The 15984-nt window shown below is 43.9% G+C and carries 12 protein-coding genes; 6 read left to right on the forward strand and 6 right to left on the reverse strand.

Features of this window, described 5'->3' with window-relative positions; all coding sequences use genetic code 11:
• Nucleotides 1–17: 17 nt before the first annotated feature.
• On the forward strand, nucleotides 18–3083 hold the full coding sequence (locus tag IPJ09_11870; GenBank protein MBK7372113.1) for an efflux RND transporter permease subunit: 3066 nt from the start codon (nucleotides 18–20) through the stop codon (nucleotides 3081–3083).
• An 82-nt stretch (nucleotides 3084–3165) separates the two neighbouring features.
• Here IPJ09_11870 and IPJ09_11875 read toward each other — a convergent pair whose 3' ends face one another.
• The 3 genes from IPJ09_11875 to IPJ09_11885 all read right to left on the reverse strand — a co-directional run bounded on the left by IPJ09_11875 (nucleotide 3166) and on the right by IPJ09_11885 (nucleotide 7200).
• Entirely contained in the window at nucleotides 3166–4050 is an 885-nt protein-coding gene (locus tag IPJ09_11875) for a DMT family transporter (GenBank protein ID MBK7372114.1), read from the reverse strand.
• A 130-nt stretch (nucleotides 4051–4180) separates the two neighbouring features.
• On the reverse strand, nucleotides 4181–4903 hold the full coding sequence (locus IPJ09_11880) for a cupin domain-containing protein (protein ID MBK7372115.1): 723 nt from the start codon (nucleotides 4901–4903) through the stop codon (nucleotides 4181–4183).
• Nucleotides 4904–5082: 179 nt separating this feature from the next.
• The gene (locus tag IPJ09_11885) at nucleotides 5083–7200 is read right to left on the reverse strand and encodes an alpha-glucuronidase (protein MBK7372116.1); all 2118 of its coding nucleotides are present in this window, start codon (nucleotides 7198–7200) and stop codon (nucleotides 5083–5085) included.
• A 164-nt stretch (nucleotides 7201–7364) separates the two neighbouring features.
• On the opposite strand from IPJ09_11885, the gene IPJ09_11890 reads away from it, so the two are divergent.
• From IPJ09_11890 to IPJ09_11900, 3 genes are all read left to right on the forward strand, one after another.
• Nucleotides 7365–8867, forward strand: a complete 1503-nt coding sequence (locus IPJ09_11890; protein MBK7372117.1) for a PQQ-binding-like beta-propeller repeat protein — start codon at nucleotides 7365–7367, stop codon at nucleotides 8865–8867.
• 145 nt (nucleotides 8868–9012) lie between these two features.
• Entirely contained in the window at nucleotides 9013–10911 is a 1899-nt protein-coding gene (locus tag IPJ09_11895) for an amidophosphoribosyltransferase (GenBank protein ID MBK7372118.1), read from the forward strand.
• Nucleotides 10912–10955: 44 nt separating this feature from the next.
• Complete coding sequence (locus IPJ09_11900; protein ID MBK7372119.1) at nucleotides 10956–11288, forward strand: hypothetical protein; 333 nt, start codon at nucleotides 10956–10958, stop codon at nucleotides 11286–11288.
• Here the strand turns inward: IPJ09_11900 and IPJ09_11905 are convergent.
• Nucleotides 11285–12115, reverse strand: a complete 831-nt coding sequence (locus IPJ09_11905) for a phytanoyl-CoA dioxygenase family protein (protein ID MBK7372120.1) — start codon at nucleotides 12113–12115, stop codon at nucleotides 11285–11287. The genes IPJ09_11900 and IPJ09_11905 overlap by 4 nt on opposite strands.
• A 77-nt stretch (nucleotides 12116–12192) precedes the next feature.
• Between IPJ09_11905 and IPJ09_11910 the strand changes: the two genes are divergently transcribed.
• Entirely contained in the window at nucleotides 12193–13314 is a 1122-nt protein-coding gene (locus IPJ09_11910; protein ID MBK7372121.1) for a hypothetical protein, read from the forward strand.
• Here IPJ09_11910 and IPJ09_11915 read toward each other — a convergent pair.
• On the reverse strand, nucleotides 13304–13735 hold the full coding sequence (locus IPJ09_11915; protein MBK7372122.1) for a Dabb family protein: 432 nt from the start codon (nucleotides 13733–13735) through the stop codon (nucleotides 13304–13306). The two genes, IPJ09_11910 and IPJ09_11915, sit on opposite strands and share 11 nt — an antisense overlap.
• A 55-nt stretch (nucleotides 13736–13790) precedes the next feature.
• Here IPJ09_11915 and IPJ09_11920 point away from each other — a divergent pair, with 55 nt between their 5' ends.
• Complete coding sequence (locus IPJ09_11920) at nucleotides 13791–14870, forward strand: DNA alkylation repair protein (GenBank protein MBK7372123.1); 1080 nt, start codon at nucleotides 13791–13793, stop codon at nucleotides 14868–14870.
• Between the two features lie 71 nt (nucleotides 14871–14941).
• On the opposite strand, the gene IPJ09_11925 is transcribed toward IPJ09_11920, so the two are convergent.
• Nucleotides 14942–15898, reverse strand: coding sequence for an endonuclease/exonuclease/phosphatase family protein (locus tag IPJ09_11925; protein ID MBK7372124.1), 957 nt, complete (start codon nucleotides 15896–15898; stop codon nucleotides 14942–14944).
• Nucleotides 15899–15984 lie beyond the last annotated feature (86 nt).

Below are 15984 nucleotides of genomic sequence, written 5' to 3' on the forward strand. Positions count from 1 at the left end.
CTTAAAAAAATCAAAGAATGAATCTGACTTCATTTTCGGTAAAGAACTATCAGTTTACCATCATTATATTTATCCTCGCACTTGCCCTCGGGCTTAATTCTCTATTGAATATGCCCAGGGGTGAAGATCCTCCATTTGGGGCTCCGATATTTATTGTGTTGGCCGTCTATCCGGGTACCAGTCCTGCAGATATGGAACAATTGGTCGCGGATCCTATAGAAGAAGCTTTGTACAACCTGGGAGATGTCAAAAAAATAGTTACCACATGTTCTGATGGGTTGATGATGACCCAGATTGATTTCAATTATGGTGTCAATGTCGACAATAAAAACAATGATGTCAATCGGGAAATGAATAAAATCAGGCGCGACCTGCCGGATGGATTACTGGAATTGCGGGTACAGAGGGCTTCTTCTTCTGATGTAGTCATCTTACAAAGTGCTCTCGTCTCAGAGACTGCCACGACCACGGAGATTAATGATTATGCTGAAGATCTGAAGAAAAGCCTCGAGCGTGTGCGGGACCTCAAGTGGGTCCACATCCAGGGAGAGCCCAATGAGATCATCGATATCCAACTCAGACTCAGCCGTATGGCCAGCATGGGCATCGGGATCAATCAAGTCATGGGTGCAATCGCACAGAATAATATCAATATCCCGGGAGGCACGATCGACCTAAACACTAAGAGGTATAATATCAAAACCAACAGCGACCTCAAAACGCTGGATGACATTCGCAATATTATCGTGCATACCGGTAGCCGTGGCCAACTAGTCCGACTCCACGAAGTCGCCGATGTCTATGCCACTAATGAAGAACAAACGCATATTGCCCGGTTTAATGGCAAACCTGCCGTATGGGTACTCTCTGCGCTCAATGACCGAAAAAACATCATCCAGACTCGTGCCAGGATGCAAACCATCCTGGATGAATATGAGTCTCGCCTGCCTTCACATATCAAATTGCAACATGCCTTTGATCAGGAAGTGAGTGTAGAGCACCGCCTTGGAGGTTTGAGCAGAGATTTTTCAATAGCAATCTTCCTCGTACTGCTGACCCTGGTACCTCTCGGGATCAGGGCTTCGTTGGTGGTACTGATCAGCATTCCTTTGTCCCTGGCTATAGGGCTTGCATTGCTTCATCTTTTGGGTTTTACCCTCAATCAATTGAGCATCGTTGGTATGGTGATCGCATTGGGCCTGTTAGTAGATGACTCCATCGTCGTTGTAGAAAACATCGAACGATTTATGCGACAGGGGTATTCACGAAAAGAAGCCTCCATCGTAGCCACCAAACAGATTTTTGTGGCTGTATTGGGCTGTACCGCAACTTTGATCTTTGCTTTTTTGCCTTTGGCTTTTTTGCCCGAAGGCTCCGGGGAGTTTATACGCAGTCTGCCTATTGCGGTATTAGTGACCATTATTGCTTCATTGTTTGTAGCCTTGACGATCATCCCGTTTTTATCCAGTCTATTATTAAAAAAACATGAACGGGCCGAAGGCAATTTTTTTATGCGTGCCTTTAAAAAATACATCAATGACCCCTATGCCTCCGTGCTCAAATGGGCTTTCAAACATCCAATATTAACCATTTTGGGGACTATCCTGATCTTTATGTCCAGCCTGATGATCGTACCGCGCATTGGTTTTAGTTTATTTCCCAAATCTGACAAACCTATGTTTGTCGTAGACATCAAGGCAGCCTCCGGATCCAGCATCAACCAGACCAATCATATCGCTCGGCAATTAGAACAAGATCTCCTGCGTCAGCCCAATATCGTCTCCGTGAGTACCAATGTGGGCAAGGGCAATCCCAGGGTCTACTACAACGAATTTCAACAAAATTATTCTCCCACTTTTGCCCAACTACTCGTGCAGGTGCCCTCCAACCTCGATGTACCGGCCATCACTACCCTGACTGACAGCTTGCGAAAAAGATATGAAGGCATGCCTGAAGCCGAAGTAGAAGTAAAAATGTTTCAGCAAGGCACTCCCATCCTGGCTCCTATCGAATTTAGAATCATCGGAGAAAACCTCGATACCCTTAAAAAATACGCTGGCGAGGTGGAAAAAATCATCAGCAACACTCAAGGCACCCAGACCGTCAGAAATACCATCAAAACTCCAAAAACCGATCTGGGAGTCAATATAGATAAAGCCAAAGCAGGCATGTTGGGCGTGTTGCCCGCTGAAGTAGCCAAGACAGTCCGGTTAGGCCTCGCTGGTCTCGAAGTAGGAAGCTTATTGGAAGACGGAGGTGATGAAAAAACAATCAGGGTCAGTGTTGGCAAACCCGATCTCTCCCAAAGCCTCGAGGTCTTCGACCAATTGTATGTACAGTCCATGTCTGGAGCCCAGGTACCCTTAAAACAAATCGCGACCATCTCCCTGGATGACTCACCGCTACTCATCAGACATTATAATAAGGAGCGCACTACCTCTGTGACTTCTTTTGTCAAAACCGGGTACAATACCATGCAGCTCATCGAAGAGATCGAAGAAAAAACCAAAGCGGTCCAATTGCCTCCTGGCTACCGATTCGTTGCAGCAGGAGAAAAAGAAAGCCAGGAAGAATCGTTTGGTGGTATGGGTACTATCGTGCTGATATCCATATTCTGTCTATTTGCTATTCTGGTCCTGGAATTTCGCACTTTCAAAAGTACTATGATCGTATTGTCTGTGGTACCGCTCGGAGTAATCGGTGCACTTTGCGCGCTTTGGGTTGGAGGGGAGACCCTGTCTTTTGTAGCAACCATCGGCATCATTGCCTTGATGGGTATCGAAATAAAGAATTCCATCCTACTGGTGGACTATACCAATCAGCTGCGCGAAGGCGGTATGGATCTTAAACAAGCCATCATGAATGGTGCAGAGACGAGATTTTTACCCATCCTCCTTACCTCTATGACAGCCATCGGAGGTATGGTGCCTCTGGTATTAGAAAATTCTCCGCTCATATCTCCGTTGGCTATGGTATTGATTGGAGGTCTGATCAGTTCGACTTTACTCAGTAGAATAGTGACACCGCTGTTATATTATCTGATACCGCCTGCGGTACAAGTGCAGCAAGTTGAAATGGATTGATGGAAAAAGTAAGATTTGCTTTTTTCAACCGTTCCCCAGCTTTTTAACACCTCCTGTCACAGTAGGGTAACATAGTATTCAATTAAACCTTTGAGATCTTTCTAAAGCTCCATCTAGGTTTTATATAAGTAATGGCTATACCCAGTATGACGATACACCCTCCCAGGATCTCTGTTATAGTCAGGACTTCTTTAAATACTACAGTGGCAAGCAAACTAGCCAGGACAATCTGGCTCAGCAACACCATCGATACCTCTGTAGATGGCAGACTCCCCAAAGCATAATTGACAAATAACCAACCCAACAGCTGAGGCACTACCGCCAGCAAGATCAGCGCAATCCAACTGTAAGTGCTAAATCCACCCAAAGGAGCACCCGACCACACTGCAAACACCGCTGCTGAGATCAAATAACCCATCATCGAATAAAACATAAAAGTCAAAGTAGACAGTCCCAACCTCGCTCTCGAAGTGACCACTATATAACAAGCGTAAAAACCACTGGCCATCAATGCCAATGTACTCCCACGATCAAATGCCAGATGACTCACGATCCCCCAGCCGATCATGACGATCAAACCCACCAGGGCGATGACCACACCCGTCCAATAAAACATCGTCGGCTTATAATCGGTAAATGCAAAGAGCAACATACCCGCCCATACCGGTGCCAGGTTGCCCAATACAGTAGCGACTGCCGTATTGGTGATCATGAGCGATTGATTCCAACAGGCCAGGTCCAGGGCAAATAACAGGCCACAAAACAAAGGCAAAGCCAACTTCTTAAGATCGATGATATAACACCTTTTATAAAGTACATAAGGCAGAAAAAGTACAAATGCAATCGCCACTCTATAAAAAGCCGAGCTCAAACCCGGCAACCCAGTCATCTTAGTGAATATCGGCGAAAAAGCGATGCACAAAGCACCCAATAATAAGGACAGCCTGGGGGTAATGGGATTAAGCACGGGCAAATGTAGTGAAGATTTGAGATGTGTAGAGGCTGATAGATCATGACTTCAGAGGCGTCCTCTGCAATGGCACGTAGTCGAAGCTGGATGGCAGTCAGTGCTTTCAACGCCACCTCCTGTCTTGGCGCTACTCCCACTGTATCGCATAATAACTGCACAGCCCCATCCCCTTATTTTGGATCCCGTGCAAATCCATCGACTCTACATAATATGTATCACCGCCATGAGCCTGATAATGTCGCTCTCCGATCAACATCTCGGTATCACCTTCAATCATGAGGATGATCTCTTCTGATTTATGCGTATGCGGGTCGTGGCTTTTGAGGCCTGCTTTGAGCGTGGTAGCATGTACTTCAAAGCGCTTAGTCTGGGAAGTAGCTTTGTCAAAATAGCTTCGCACCCCTCCGCGCTCGTGCGCATGAAAGGCAAGATCATCTACCAGTCGTACGAATGATTTTGCTGTATCGGAGCCTTTGGATGGATCACGATCTTCATAGGACAGGACATAAAACCAGGCGTCTTGTGCAGAAGTATTCTTCATCTGGTACTTTTGTCCTTTTACGATCATGGCCAGGCTGGTAGGGGTCAGGATATTATGGATGGTGCCTGAGGTCAACAGTGGAGAGCCGGATTTTGCAAGGATGAGATGTTCTGTAGTATGAGTCTTTTTTTTATACCTTTTATTTGGGGCGAGTTGGATGAGTTCAAGTTGAAAATATTTCATCGGGTTATTTTCTCCATGGAGGATGATGCCAGGTGAAGTAGCCGCATAGACATTGGATAATATTTTTTGACCGTAAATGACCTGGCTGAGGAAAAGGAAGGTTAATAAGATTGGGATATTTTTCATGAACGAAAATTCTTTTTATAAATCAATCTGTAGTTTATGATGCAAAATACACTAAGAAACTGTTTTTAAGTCACAAGGATTTTCTTAGTCCCAGAGGGACGACTTTTTGGTATACGGAGTCCCACCTACCTTCAACCTAGTCCCAGAGGGACGACCTTTTGGTTTTAGCATCACCCACCTCACCGCATCTGGTATAAGCGCACTAATTCCTTGAGTTCCTCCAAAGAACGAATGATTTTAGGGTACTGGGAGGGAACATCCATCTTACTATAGGTTTGAAAATAAAGTAAACAGGCATCTTTCCACCATTCTGCTTCCCACTGCTGTCGTTTGAGTTTGCCTTCGATAGATGCATATACTTCAGGATCTATGGATGAAGGTTTTAGCGATTGCCATTGTTGTAACGCTTTAGTCGCCTGTGATACCCCTTTATAATAATGGGCACAAAGCGTTTCCCACAAAGTCTTGCCCCCAGGCAATTGTTTATCCCAGGCTACATGATGAAACCATAATAAATATTGGAGTGGGATTTTGTCAGGATCTCCCCAGCGTTGCTGTATCTCTTTGGCATATAATCCAAGCGCGTTACTACCGGTGATCGTGCGATCAAAACCCAGCCCCACACTATCAGCCCGATGATAATAAGCGGATGTCCAATCTGCGCGGCGGCTTTTTTCTAACCAGGGCTGAGGGCCAAAATGGATACTTTCACCCATGATATGATGGAGCCCCAACGGTGTCATATAGTCCACACAAGCTTCATGGCTTTTCATCATGAGGTCATTGATCATAGAGATGGCAGTTGGTTGGTGTGTTAGGGTCATTTTGATCCATTCGTCTGCAATGACAGTGGTGGCTAGTGATGGGTCCCAGGACAGACGGCCAAAACTATACCAATTGGCCTGGTTGCCAATATGACCACACCAGTTGCGATCGGAGCCGGTATTTGCTACCCCTGCGATGCCGGTGAGTTGATGATGATCCAGGCTCCCGTCGATCACTTTGGCCACAGTAGATCCTGGTCCCCGGGCATAAGTATCCGACTCTAATACTTCTTTAAATAAATTGGCCAGATAGACCCAATGGGTTGATTGACCCAGATACTCCTGGGTGATCTGAAACTCCATCATCAGCGGGGTCTGAGGCATAGCTCCAAACAACGGATGAAATGGCTCTCTGGGTTGAAAATCAATAGGACCATTTTTGACCTGAACCATTACATTGGCTTTAAAAGCCCCATCCAGAGGCTTAAATTCATTGTAGGACTCTGCGGCGCGGTCATTGTTGGGATCGGCTTTATACACGAATGCTCTCCACATCACAATGCCTCCGTGTGGCGCCAGGGCTTCTGCAAGCATATTGGCGCCATCAGCATGGGTACGATTGTAATCCTGGGGACCAGGCTCACCTTCGCTATTGGCTTTTACCAGAAAACCACCAAAGTCAGGGATGATCTGGTAGATCTCATCGACTTTGTCTTTCCACCATTGTCTAACAGCAGGATCCAGCGGATCAGCGGACTTTAATCCACTCAGGTAGGTAGGTGCAGTAAATCGGATGGATAGATAGGTCTTGATACCATAACCGCGAAATAACTTGGCTAAGGCTGCTACTTTGTATAAATATTCTTTGTCTAAAAACCTGGCGCTGGCATTGACATTATTGACTACCGTTCCATTGATCCCTATAGAAGCATTGGCCCGTGCATAATCAGTGTATCGCTCATCCACACAATCCGGCAGATCAGCCCATTTCCACAGAGTAGAACCAGCATATCCCCTTTCGATTGTGCCGTTGGGATTATCCCAGTGATTGAGTATTCGGAGATTGATTTTAGGAGCTCTAGTCTGATCCAGTTGCTCAAGAGGTAGCCACATTTGTAGATGCCGGAGTAGTCCAAATGCACCGTATAAAAGACCCCGGTCAGTCGTCGCCTGGATCCGGATCAACTTCTTATCATAACTCAGTCGATAGCCTTCTTCATGGTCGATCACTCCCTCGGGTGGAATAAGTTGGAGCACTATTTGTTTAGATCTTGAAGCGGCAGAGATTGGAATCGAGCTGCCCAACAATCCATGGAGACCGGTTTTTAATTCTTTGAGCGCATTGTCGTTGAGAGCAGAGGATGGAGCTTGCAGTGAAATACTTTTAATGACACCGGAGTAGCTTTTTAAAATGGCAGCGTCAGTGATCTTATCATATTTAAGCCAAAGACGATATCCATCGTCGGCGCTCACATGCAGCGTAGTACTAAAGATCAAGAGCAATGACCCAAGGAAAATATATTTATGCTTCATCATATCAGGGTAACAAGTTCCGAAAAAAATTTGATTCAATTTTTTTGAACCGACCATCATGGCCTGCAAGGCATTCTTGACCTATGACCAGGTACTGGAAGCGATTTCAAAAATCTGTATTGAGCGTTATATCATTACCTTTGAACTTCCATTTATAACTCAATATGATTAAAAAGACAGTCGTATATTCATTTCCTCTTTACGCAGTATTAACTATTTTTTTAACCCAGGCTTGCCGCTCTCACCCTACAAAGATCGTTTGGGATCAAAGCTTTGCAGGTATTGGCTCTCAGTCTTCACCCAGGCCGATCGATATCAATCACGATGGAGTGGATGACCTGGTAATGGGGGCTTGCAAAAACGAATATCAGCCTACAGATATGGGGGTTCTGGCTCTCGATGGCAAGACCGGTAAGGTGCTTTGGCAAGTGGCGTCCGATGATCAGGTATATGGCTCAGCTACCCTCGAAGACATCAATGGTGATCAAACCCAAGATGTCATCATAGGTGGTAGATGGGCTTTTTTAAAAGCGATAGATGGTAGCAATGGCAAGGTGATCTGGTCATATACCAGGCCGGACTCCACTGATCCGGTACTCAAATATGCTCACTACAATTTTTACAACAGTGTATTGGTACCCGATCAAAATAATGATGGCGTGAAGGACATTTTAATTCAAAACGGGGGCAATCATGCTGCCAGCCCCAATGATTCCATCCACCGATACCCAGGCGTACTGATGGTATTTGATGGTAAGTCAGGTCAAGTGCTTGCAGCCGACTTGATGCCAGATGGGAGAGAGTCCTATATGGCTCCTTTATATTTTGAACAACCTGACAAAAGTCAATGGATCGTCTTTGGTAGTGGTGGAGAGACTTTTGGCGGTCATCTATTCCTCGCCCGATTGGAAGATCTGATGCATCGACAACTTAAGAATGCCGTTATCATTGCAACCGAGCCCACCAGCCAGGGATTTATAGGTCCTCCCGTGCTGGCGGATATCAATCATGACCAATATCTTGATATTATATCTATATCTCATGGTAGTTCTGTATTTGCGATAGATGGCCGTACTTCAAAGATGATCTGGAGCACGACGATCCCTGCTTCAGAATCCAGCAATAGCTTCGCCGTCGGTCAATTTACCGGAGATGAGACCCCTGATTTTTTTACTTTCGTGAGCAGAGGGGTGTGGCCGCATAGCACAGGCTCAGTGCAGGTCCTGTTAGATGGCAAAGATGGCCGTATCGCTTTCACCGATTCTATTGGCTGCGCAGGATTCTCATCGCCTGTAGCATATGACCTCAATCATGATGGCACGGACGAAGTGATCATCAGTATCAATGAGTATGACTGCAATCGTGGTTATACTGCCACCAGCAGACTGGATATCGAAAACAAACTGTTAGCCATTAACTTCAAAAATCATGAAATACAGAATATAGAACAGCTCAAGGGTTTTAAAAATATATTCTCGACTCCCTACCTGGGTGATCTGGATCATGATGGTTATCTGGACATCGTCTACAGCCAGTTTTATAGTCCCACGGATGATCTTTTGATCTTTCTTGGTATGCGAACCAAAAGAGTGAGCACCTCTATAAAAATGAAAAAACCTGTCAAATGGGGAGGATATATGGGCAGTAATGCCAATGGTCAATATTAATTCCTCTGAGTTAAGCTACTGAAGTTCTTTGAGATACGAAGCCTGTAGTCTGGTTATCACATTTTATTTGTTTTTATATAAGTTCTCCTTATAGGGATATACTTAACTTTGGCTTAATTTTACATTACTTTACCAACCCAATAGTATGAGTGATAGCATCAAACACGAATGCGGTCTGGCCTTAGTAAGACTCAAAAAACCACTCGAGTACTATCATGAAAAATATGGTACGGCACTCTATGGGCTCTATAGACTCCAATTGCTCATGCAGAAAATGCGCAACCGTGGTCAGGATGGAGCCGGCCTGGTCACCATCAAACTGGATGCTCAGCCCGGTACCCGATACATCAGTCGTAAAAGGAGCAACAGTGTCAATTATCTCACGGACTTATTTAATGATGTATTCAACAATTTCAGGGGGCTTAAACCGGCATTATTAGACAATCCAGCCTGGCTTAGGAAGCAAATGCCCTATACCGGCGAATTACTCATGGGTCACTTACGATATGGCACACACGGTGCCAATACCATAGAAACAGTCCACCCTTTTCTAAGACAAAACAACTGGATCAGCCGAAACCTGGTGCTCGCAGGCAATTTTAACCTCACCAATGTAGAAGAGCTTTTTTCAGAGCTGGTATCCTTTGGTCAATATCCCAAAGAAAAATCAGACACAGTAACTATCCTAGAAAAAATCGGTCACTTCCTCGACGATGAAGTGCAACGACTCTTTAACTGGTACAAACCGGATGGTTACTCCAACGAGGAGATCAATCAATTTATATTTGACAATCTCGATCTGCAAAGATTGCTGCGCCGAGCTTGTAAAAAATTTGATGGTGGTTATGTGATGGGCGGATTGATCGGTCACGGGGACGCATTCGTAATCAGAGACCCTCACGGCATCAGACCAGCTTATTGGTATGAAGATGACGAGATTGTGGCGATGGCCTCCGAAAGACCAGCTATCCAGACTGCACTGACCGTATCTGCTAAATATGTCAAAGAGCTCAAACCCGGTCATGCACTGATCATTAAAAGAAATGGCCAGGTGTCAGAAGTGCCTTTTATCGATGACATACCCGAGCGGAAGGCATGCTCCTTTGAACGAATCTATTTTTCTAAGGGGACAGACAGGGACATCTATCTGGAAAGGAAAAAACTCGGAGTCCAGTTAGTAGATCCTGTACTGCGTTCAGTCAACTATGATTTTGAAAACACAGTATTCTCCTATGTGCCTAATACTGCAGAAACTGCTTTTTTTGGCCTCGTAGAAGGCCTGCAGATCAGTATAGATGCTTATAAAAAACAAAAACTACTCGATCTAAAAGACAATCTCACAGAAGCCAAGATCAATGAAATCATGAATTGGCGGCCGAGGATAGAGAAGTTAGTCATCAAAGATGAAAAACTCAGGACCTTTATAGCGGATGAAGAAATCCGAAATGAAATGGTGGGATATGTATATGATGTAACTTATGGGATCGTTAGAAACAAAATCGACACCCTCGTACTGATCGACGACAGCATCGTGCGGGGCACTACGCTTCGCAACAGCATATTGCGCAACCTGGCTAGATTAAAACCAAAAAAGATCATCGTTTTGTCTTCTTGCCCACAGATCAGGTTTCCAGACTGCTATGGTATTGATATGTCCAAAATGTCAGAGTTTGTAGCTTTCCAGGCTTTAGTAGAGTTACTTCGTAAAAACAATAAAGAATATCTGCTGGACGAAGCCTATCAAAGATGTAAAGCACAGGAGAAGAAGCCAAAAGAAGAAGTCACTAATGAAGTAAAAGCCTTGTATAAGGAGTTTACTCCAGAACAAATATCTGCCGAGATCGCTCAAATCGTCAAACCTGTAGATTTGGATTTGGAGATTGAAGTTATCTACCAGACCCTTGAAGGCTTGCATGAAGCATGCCCCAATCATACTGGTGACTGGTATTTCTCTGGTGACTATCCTACCCCAGGGGGAAATAAAGTAGTCAACAAGGCTTTTATCTATTATATGGAAAAAATCAATGAAAGAGCATACGCTTAATCATTGTCCCATAACTTTACCTTTAATCATCAATCCTGTAAAAGATGGGTCTGATCAAATTTAAACAAATCAAACCGCTCAAATTCGAGATGCGCGCTCGCTATTGGGATCCTGTCAAAGAACAGCGTGAAGCGAGGCTTAAAGAAATAAAAGCCATGCAGGATGACAGTATTGAAGCAGTCAAAACCAGGATCTCGCGTCGTTTTCAAGGCAAGTACAATGAATATTATTCTGAAAAACGCCAGGCTATGAGGAAGCAAAATATGATTTTGTTGGCTGCGTTGATCAGTGTCATTTTTGCAGCTTATTTTTTTCTGATAAGGTTCCTACCTGTCATCGAAAACTGGTTGGATAGAAGCATTAACAAGAAATTTTAGACTTCTTTCTTGGTAGTATATATAACCGGATTTAAAGGCGTATCGACTACCTGATCTACTTCAGCACCGGGACACCATGTTTCCCAATCAGCCACCTGGTTTTCATTTTCAGGAGTTTTTAGACGCATATCTTCGTCCATATAGATGATCGTCATGACGCTGCGCATAGTTTGGGTTTTATTGGGCCCGGCTCTGTGAAAAAGCCAGCCCAGGTGAAAACTGACTTCACCGGCGTCGAAAGGCTCGATGACATGAGGATAATCGTGATCTTTGAGTGCTTGTTCTAAGAGGGCCTGACTTTCATCACTGATTTTTTTATTTCTGCCAGTACGCAAATTCTGGCTGCCGGCACTAAATTCTAGCGGGCCCATTTCTAAAGGCGTTTTCTGTAATGGGATCCATACCGTCACGGCCCGATCGGTCACCAGCGGCCAGTAGTATTGGTCTGCATGCCATGGGGTGTGACCTCCTCCTGGTTCTTTATACAGTGCCTGATCATGATACATCCGGACTCCGGTGACCTGGAGTAGCTCAGCCGCGATCTTCGCCAGCTTCGTTCCAAAGACGATCTCCCTGACCTCCTCAGACTTGGTCCAAAGATTCATAATCTGCAAAAATGCTTTAGCATAGGTGTCACGCAGCTCCATAGGCAGATCCTGGGTATTAAGTCGCTTTACCTCCTGAGAGATGATCGCATTCATATATTTCAGAGTGGCCTCGGACAATACTTGTTTGAGTTTGATGAAACCATTTTTTTGAAAAAAATTTATTTGATCCTCATTGAGTATATAGGTGGCGGAGAGATCCTTCAGTATGGTAGCTTCCATGATAGAGATAGAGATAGATTAAAACCATAAAACTACTAAATGCAGATAATAAATTTTAGTTGATATATCTTTATTGAATGAATATAGTTTATCTCCTAATCTGGTGGGCCTTTGGATGGCCTTTTGCGAACCATCTATCAATTGGACCTGACAGTTTGGATGCTAAGCCCCACCGATATCTTTATGTGGCTGTGCCGGGTATCAGAAACTACCTCGAATACGGTGGACATGGCATCCTGGTCTATGATATCGACAAGGGTCACAAATTCGTCAAAAGAATATCTACTCAGGGTATGGGGTTGGATGGCAAGCCGGCCAATGTAAAAGGTATCGCCGTCAGCCTTGCGACTCAATGCGTCTATGTCACCACTATACATAGCCTGCAATGCATTCAGCTTCAGACTGAAAAAATCCTTTGGGAAAAACCATTTGCAAAAGGATGTGACCGCCTGTCCATTTCTCCGGATGGAAAGGAAATATATGTACCAAGCTTTGAGCAAGAAGATTGGTATGTACTGGATGCAGTCACCGGTGACTTAAAACATACAGTCAGTCCTAATAGTGGAGCACACAATACGATCTACGGACTAAATGGCAAAGAGGTCTACCTGGAAGGCTTAAGATCTCCCTATCTAACTGTTGTAAATGCTTCAGACCCAACCCAATCCCGGAAGGTCGGTCCTTTTGCCAATTCCATCCGACCATTTACTGTGAATGGAAAACAAACCAGAGTCTATGTCAATATCAATGATTTCCTGGGGTTTGAAGTTGGCGACCTGGTCCATGGCAATAAAATGTATGCTATAAAAGTCAATGGATTTGAAAAGGGGCCTGTCAAAAGACATGGTTGTCCCAGTCACGGTATAGGTCTGACTCCGGACGAAACTGAGCTGTGGCTATCGGATGCATTTAATCAACAAATGCACATTTTTAAACTGAATGGCGACACGCCTCCGGTACAAACTCAAAGTATTGCGCTCCGCGATCAGCCGGGCTGGATCACCTTTACCCGAACCGGGGACTATGCATATCCTGCTACCGGCGAAGTCATCGATGTGAAAACGAAAAAGATACTACTGACCTTACAAGATGAACACGGGATCCCAGTGCAAAGTGAAAAAATGGTTGAGATCGATTTTGCTGGCAAAATGGCCACCAGCAGTGCAGATCAGTTTGGTATCGGAAGGCTTACACAATAGCATCGACCGTATCATGCACGACCACTCTTCCCCACAGCTGGGCGCATTCATCTACAAATTTGAGATGAATCGGATCTGTCTGATAACTGGCTTGATCTTTACCATTTTTAAATAAAACAAACCAGGACACAGAATAACTGCTATCGATCACCTCCCGGCGGGTATCAGCGGGCACACCGATGTGAAACTGCTGAATGGTTTTGACTTTGGATAGTTTTCTCAGCCCTTGTATCAGCTTAGCCTTATCCTCAGTGCTATCGCTGTTTTTTAACCAGAAAAAAACATGATGTATAAATGCTTTTTTCAATTCATTCCCACTATTTTTTGTTGTAGTTGCCATCATGCCGGTTGCTAAAGATGCTTTGCTCAAATCACCTATAAATTTTCTTCTGCTTTCCTTTTTTACATTATTTTTAGCCATACACAAATATAGACGATCTCTATTTATTTAATCACTGATATTATTCTACAGGCGAATGGACCCGTTAAAAGAAATGTTTAATGAGACTTATTTTAAAAAATTAGTTAAAAATGTATCAGAAGTATATCTCCGGGTCGACAAGAAAAAAATGTATCAGGACCTGATAGTGGGGCTACCGGCACGATCGCTCAATCAAAGAATGAGACATACTTCGATGGTACTTAAAAAATATCTGCCGGATGATTATAAGTCAGCGCTCCAAATCCTCGATGATTTGATCCCAAAAATGGACAAGGGATATACCACGCTGGTGTTTCCAGATTATGTATCATTGTATGGATTGGATCACCTGACTTTGTCTATGCAAGCGCTTAAAAATTATACGCAGTATGGCTCCTCAGAATTTGCAGTGCGATCATTTTTAAAGAAGGACTTTGAACAGACTTTACACATTATGAAGGCTTGGTCTTTGGATCGGGACTACCATGTACGGCGGCTGTCCTCAGAGGGCAGCCGACCCAGACTGCCCTGGTCCTTTAAGCTGGATGAGATCATCAAGGATCCCTCCCTGACTACGCCCATTCTAAATAACTTAAAATCAGACAAGGAGCTGTATGTCAGAAAATCAGTAGCCAATCACCTCAACGATATCTCCAAAGAAAATCCGGAGTATATGCTATCCCTGGTTGAAAGTTGGGATCAATCTCATGAGCACACCGCCTGGATCATCAAACATGCCAGTCGTACCTTGGTCAAAAAAGGGAATTCTGCGGCGCTATCCATGTTTGGTGTGAAATCAGAAGCTTGCATCAATGTAGAAGATTTTCAGATTACTCCATCTCGAATTAAACTAGGTGGGACGATACAATTTAAATGTAAGATCAGGTCGATATCAAATAATCCTCAGAAAATCCTAATAGACTATATTGTTCACTATGTAAAAAAAGGGGGCAGCCATGCTCCGAAGGTATTCAAACTAAAAGAGTTTACTTTGAATAAAGGAGAAGTAGTCGAAATTCTTAAAAACCAAAAAATAGTGGATTTTAGTACCAGAGTGCACTACAAAGGCATTCACAAAATAGATGTACAGGTGAATGGCAAGATATATACCGGGGGCGAGTTTGTATTGGAGTAGAAATGTTTTAAGAATATCGCTCCTATCAAATGATTTGAGAAGAAGCTGCGATGAATAATCTGGATCGGGAGTTACTGAGTTTTTGCAAAAACATAATATCCCTGAATGCCGAGATGAAATCGCTCAGGGGTAAGCACTTCCCTTAATTGGTTGCAGGTGATGTCAGAAGAATACAGTATATGTTCAAATGGTTGGACGAACAGATGGGGTTCGCGACGGCTCAATGTCAGTCCTGAAGATTGGATAAGGCTCTGAAGCACTCCATCCCAGGGAGTCACTCCCAGATCACCGGAAATCATGATATTTTCACCGGTATTGGATTGTGCATTTTGGCTGATCATATTAAAAAATCCTTGTACTTTTTCAAAATCACCTACACTTAGCCTGGGCAACACGTGGCAACCAATAAATTCAAGCTGGTGACCATTGACATCCAGGCTCAGTTTGAGCGCAGGTATCAGCATCGCTCCTGAAGTATCAACAGACATCAAAGTGTCCACTTTTTTAATGGGAAATTTTGAGTAGATAACCATGCCATAGGGGTCGATCCTACTGAGCATAGCTTCATAGGTGTAGACCTCACTCAATGCATCATTTAATACTATAGCCCAATCTGGAGTCACTTCTTGAATGCTGATGATATCGGCTTTACTGTTGAGCAGGCTTTTGGAGACCATCTCATATTGATCTGATCCTCCGGATATCAATACCTGACAGATACTAAAATCGGGGCTCGATATATTGAAGAGCGATTTGATGCCACTATTACTTTTTTGTTTGAGATAGAGACACAATATTGCACATATGCCCAGGCAAGTAAACATCACTCTGGGCGATTTTAAAACCATAAATACCATGGCCGATACCAAAAACAAAATCACAGCTTCAAAGGCATGCGCTGTCAGTTTCCTGATGATAGCATAATCCGGTGTAAAAAAAATCATGGACATCACCAATATCATAGAGCAAATGATACTCCACTCTATCCATTTATGATTCAACAACTGACGGGCTCTATTCAAAAGCATGGCTCAAGATACAAACACAAAAATAACGTGAGTTTTAAAATCTTCCAGGGTTCGGTCGCAGGTCACAGTATAATCCTCTGGTGGAT

Source organism: Saprospiraceae bacterium (assembly GCA_016709995.1).
In the GTDB taxonomy this organism is placed as follows: domain Bacteria; phylum Bacteroidota; class Bacteroidia; order Chitinophagales; family Saprospiraceae; genus JADJLQ01.

Excerpts from the sequence above, each read along its gene's own strand:
- IPJ09_11870 (MBK7372113.1), top strand. The coding sequence starts at position 18 with ATGAATCTGACTTCATTTTCGGTAAAGAACTATCAGTTTACCATCATT.
- IPJ09_11880 (MBK7372115.1), bottom strand. The coding sequence starts at position 4,903 with ATGAAAAATATCCCAATCTTATTAACCTTCCTTTTCCTCAGCCAGGTC.
- IPJ09_11885 (MBK7372116.1), bottom strand. The coding sequence starts at position 7,200 with ATGAAGCATAAATATATTTTCCTTGGGTCATTGCTCTTGATCTTTAGT.
- IPJ09_11890 (MBK7372117.1), top strand. The coding sequence starts at position 7,365 with ATGATTAAAAAGACAGTCGTATATTCATTTCCTCTTTACGCAGTATTA.
- IPJ09_11895 (MBK7372118.1), top strand. The coding sequence starts at position 9,013 with ATGAGTGATAGCATCAAACACGAATGCGGTCTGGCCTTAGTAAGACTC.
- IPJ09_11900 (MBK7372119.1), top strand. The coding sequence starts at position 10,956 with ATGGGTCTGATCAAATTTAAACAAATCAAACCGCTCAAATTCGAGATG.
- IPJ09_11905 (MBK7372120.1), bottom strand. The coding sequence starts at position 12,115 with ATGGAAGCTACCATACTGAAGGATCTCTCCGCCACCTATATACTCAAT.
- IPJ09_11910 (MBK7372121.1), top strand. The coding sequence starts at position 12,193 with ATGAATATAGTTTATCTCCTAATCTGGTGGGCCTTTGGATGGCCTTTT.
- IPJ09_11915 (MBK7372122.1), bottom strand. The coding sequence starts at position 13,735 with ATGGCTAAAAATAATGTAAAAAAGGAAAGCAGAAGAAAATTTATAGGT.
- IPJ09_11920 (MBK7372123.1), top strand. The coding sequence starts at position 13,791 with ATGGACCCGTTAAAAGAAATGTTTAATGAGACTTATTTTAAAAAATTA.
- IPJ09_11925 (MBK7372124.1), bottom strand. The coding sequence starts at position 15,898 with ATGCTTTTGAATAGAGCCCGTCAGTTGTTGAATCATAAATGGATAGAG.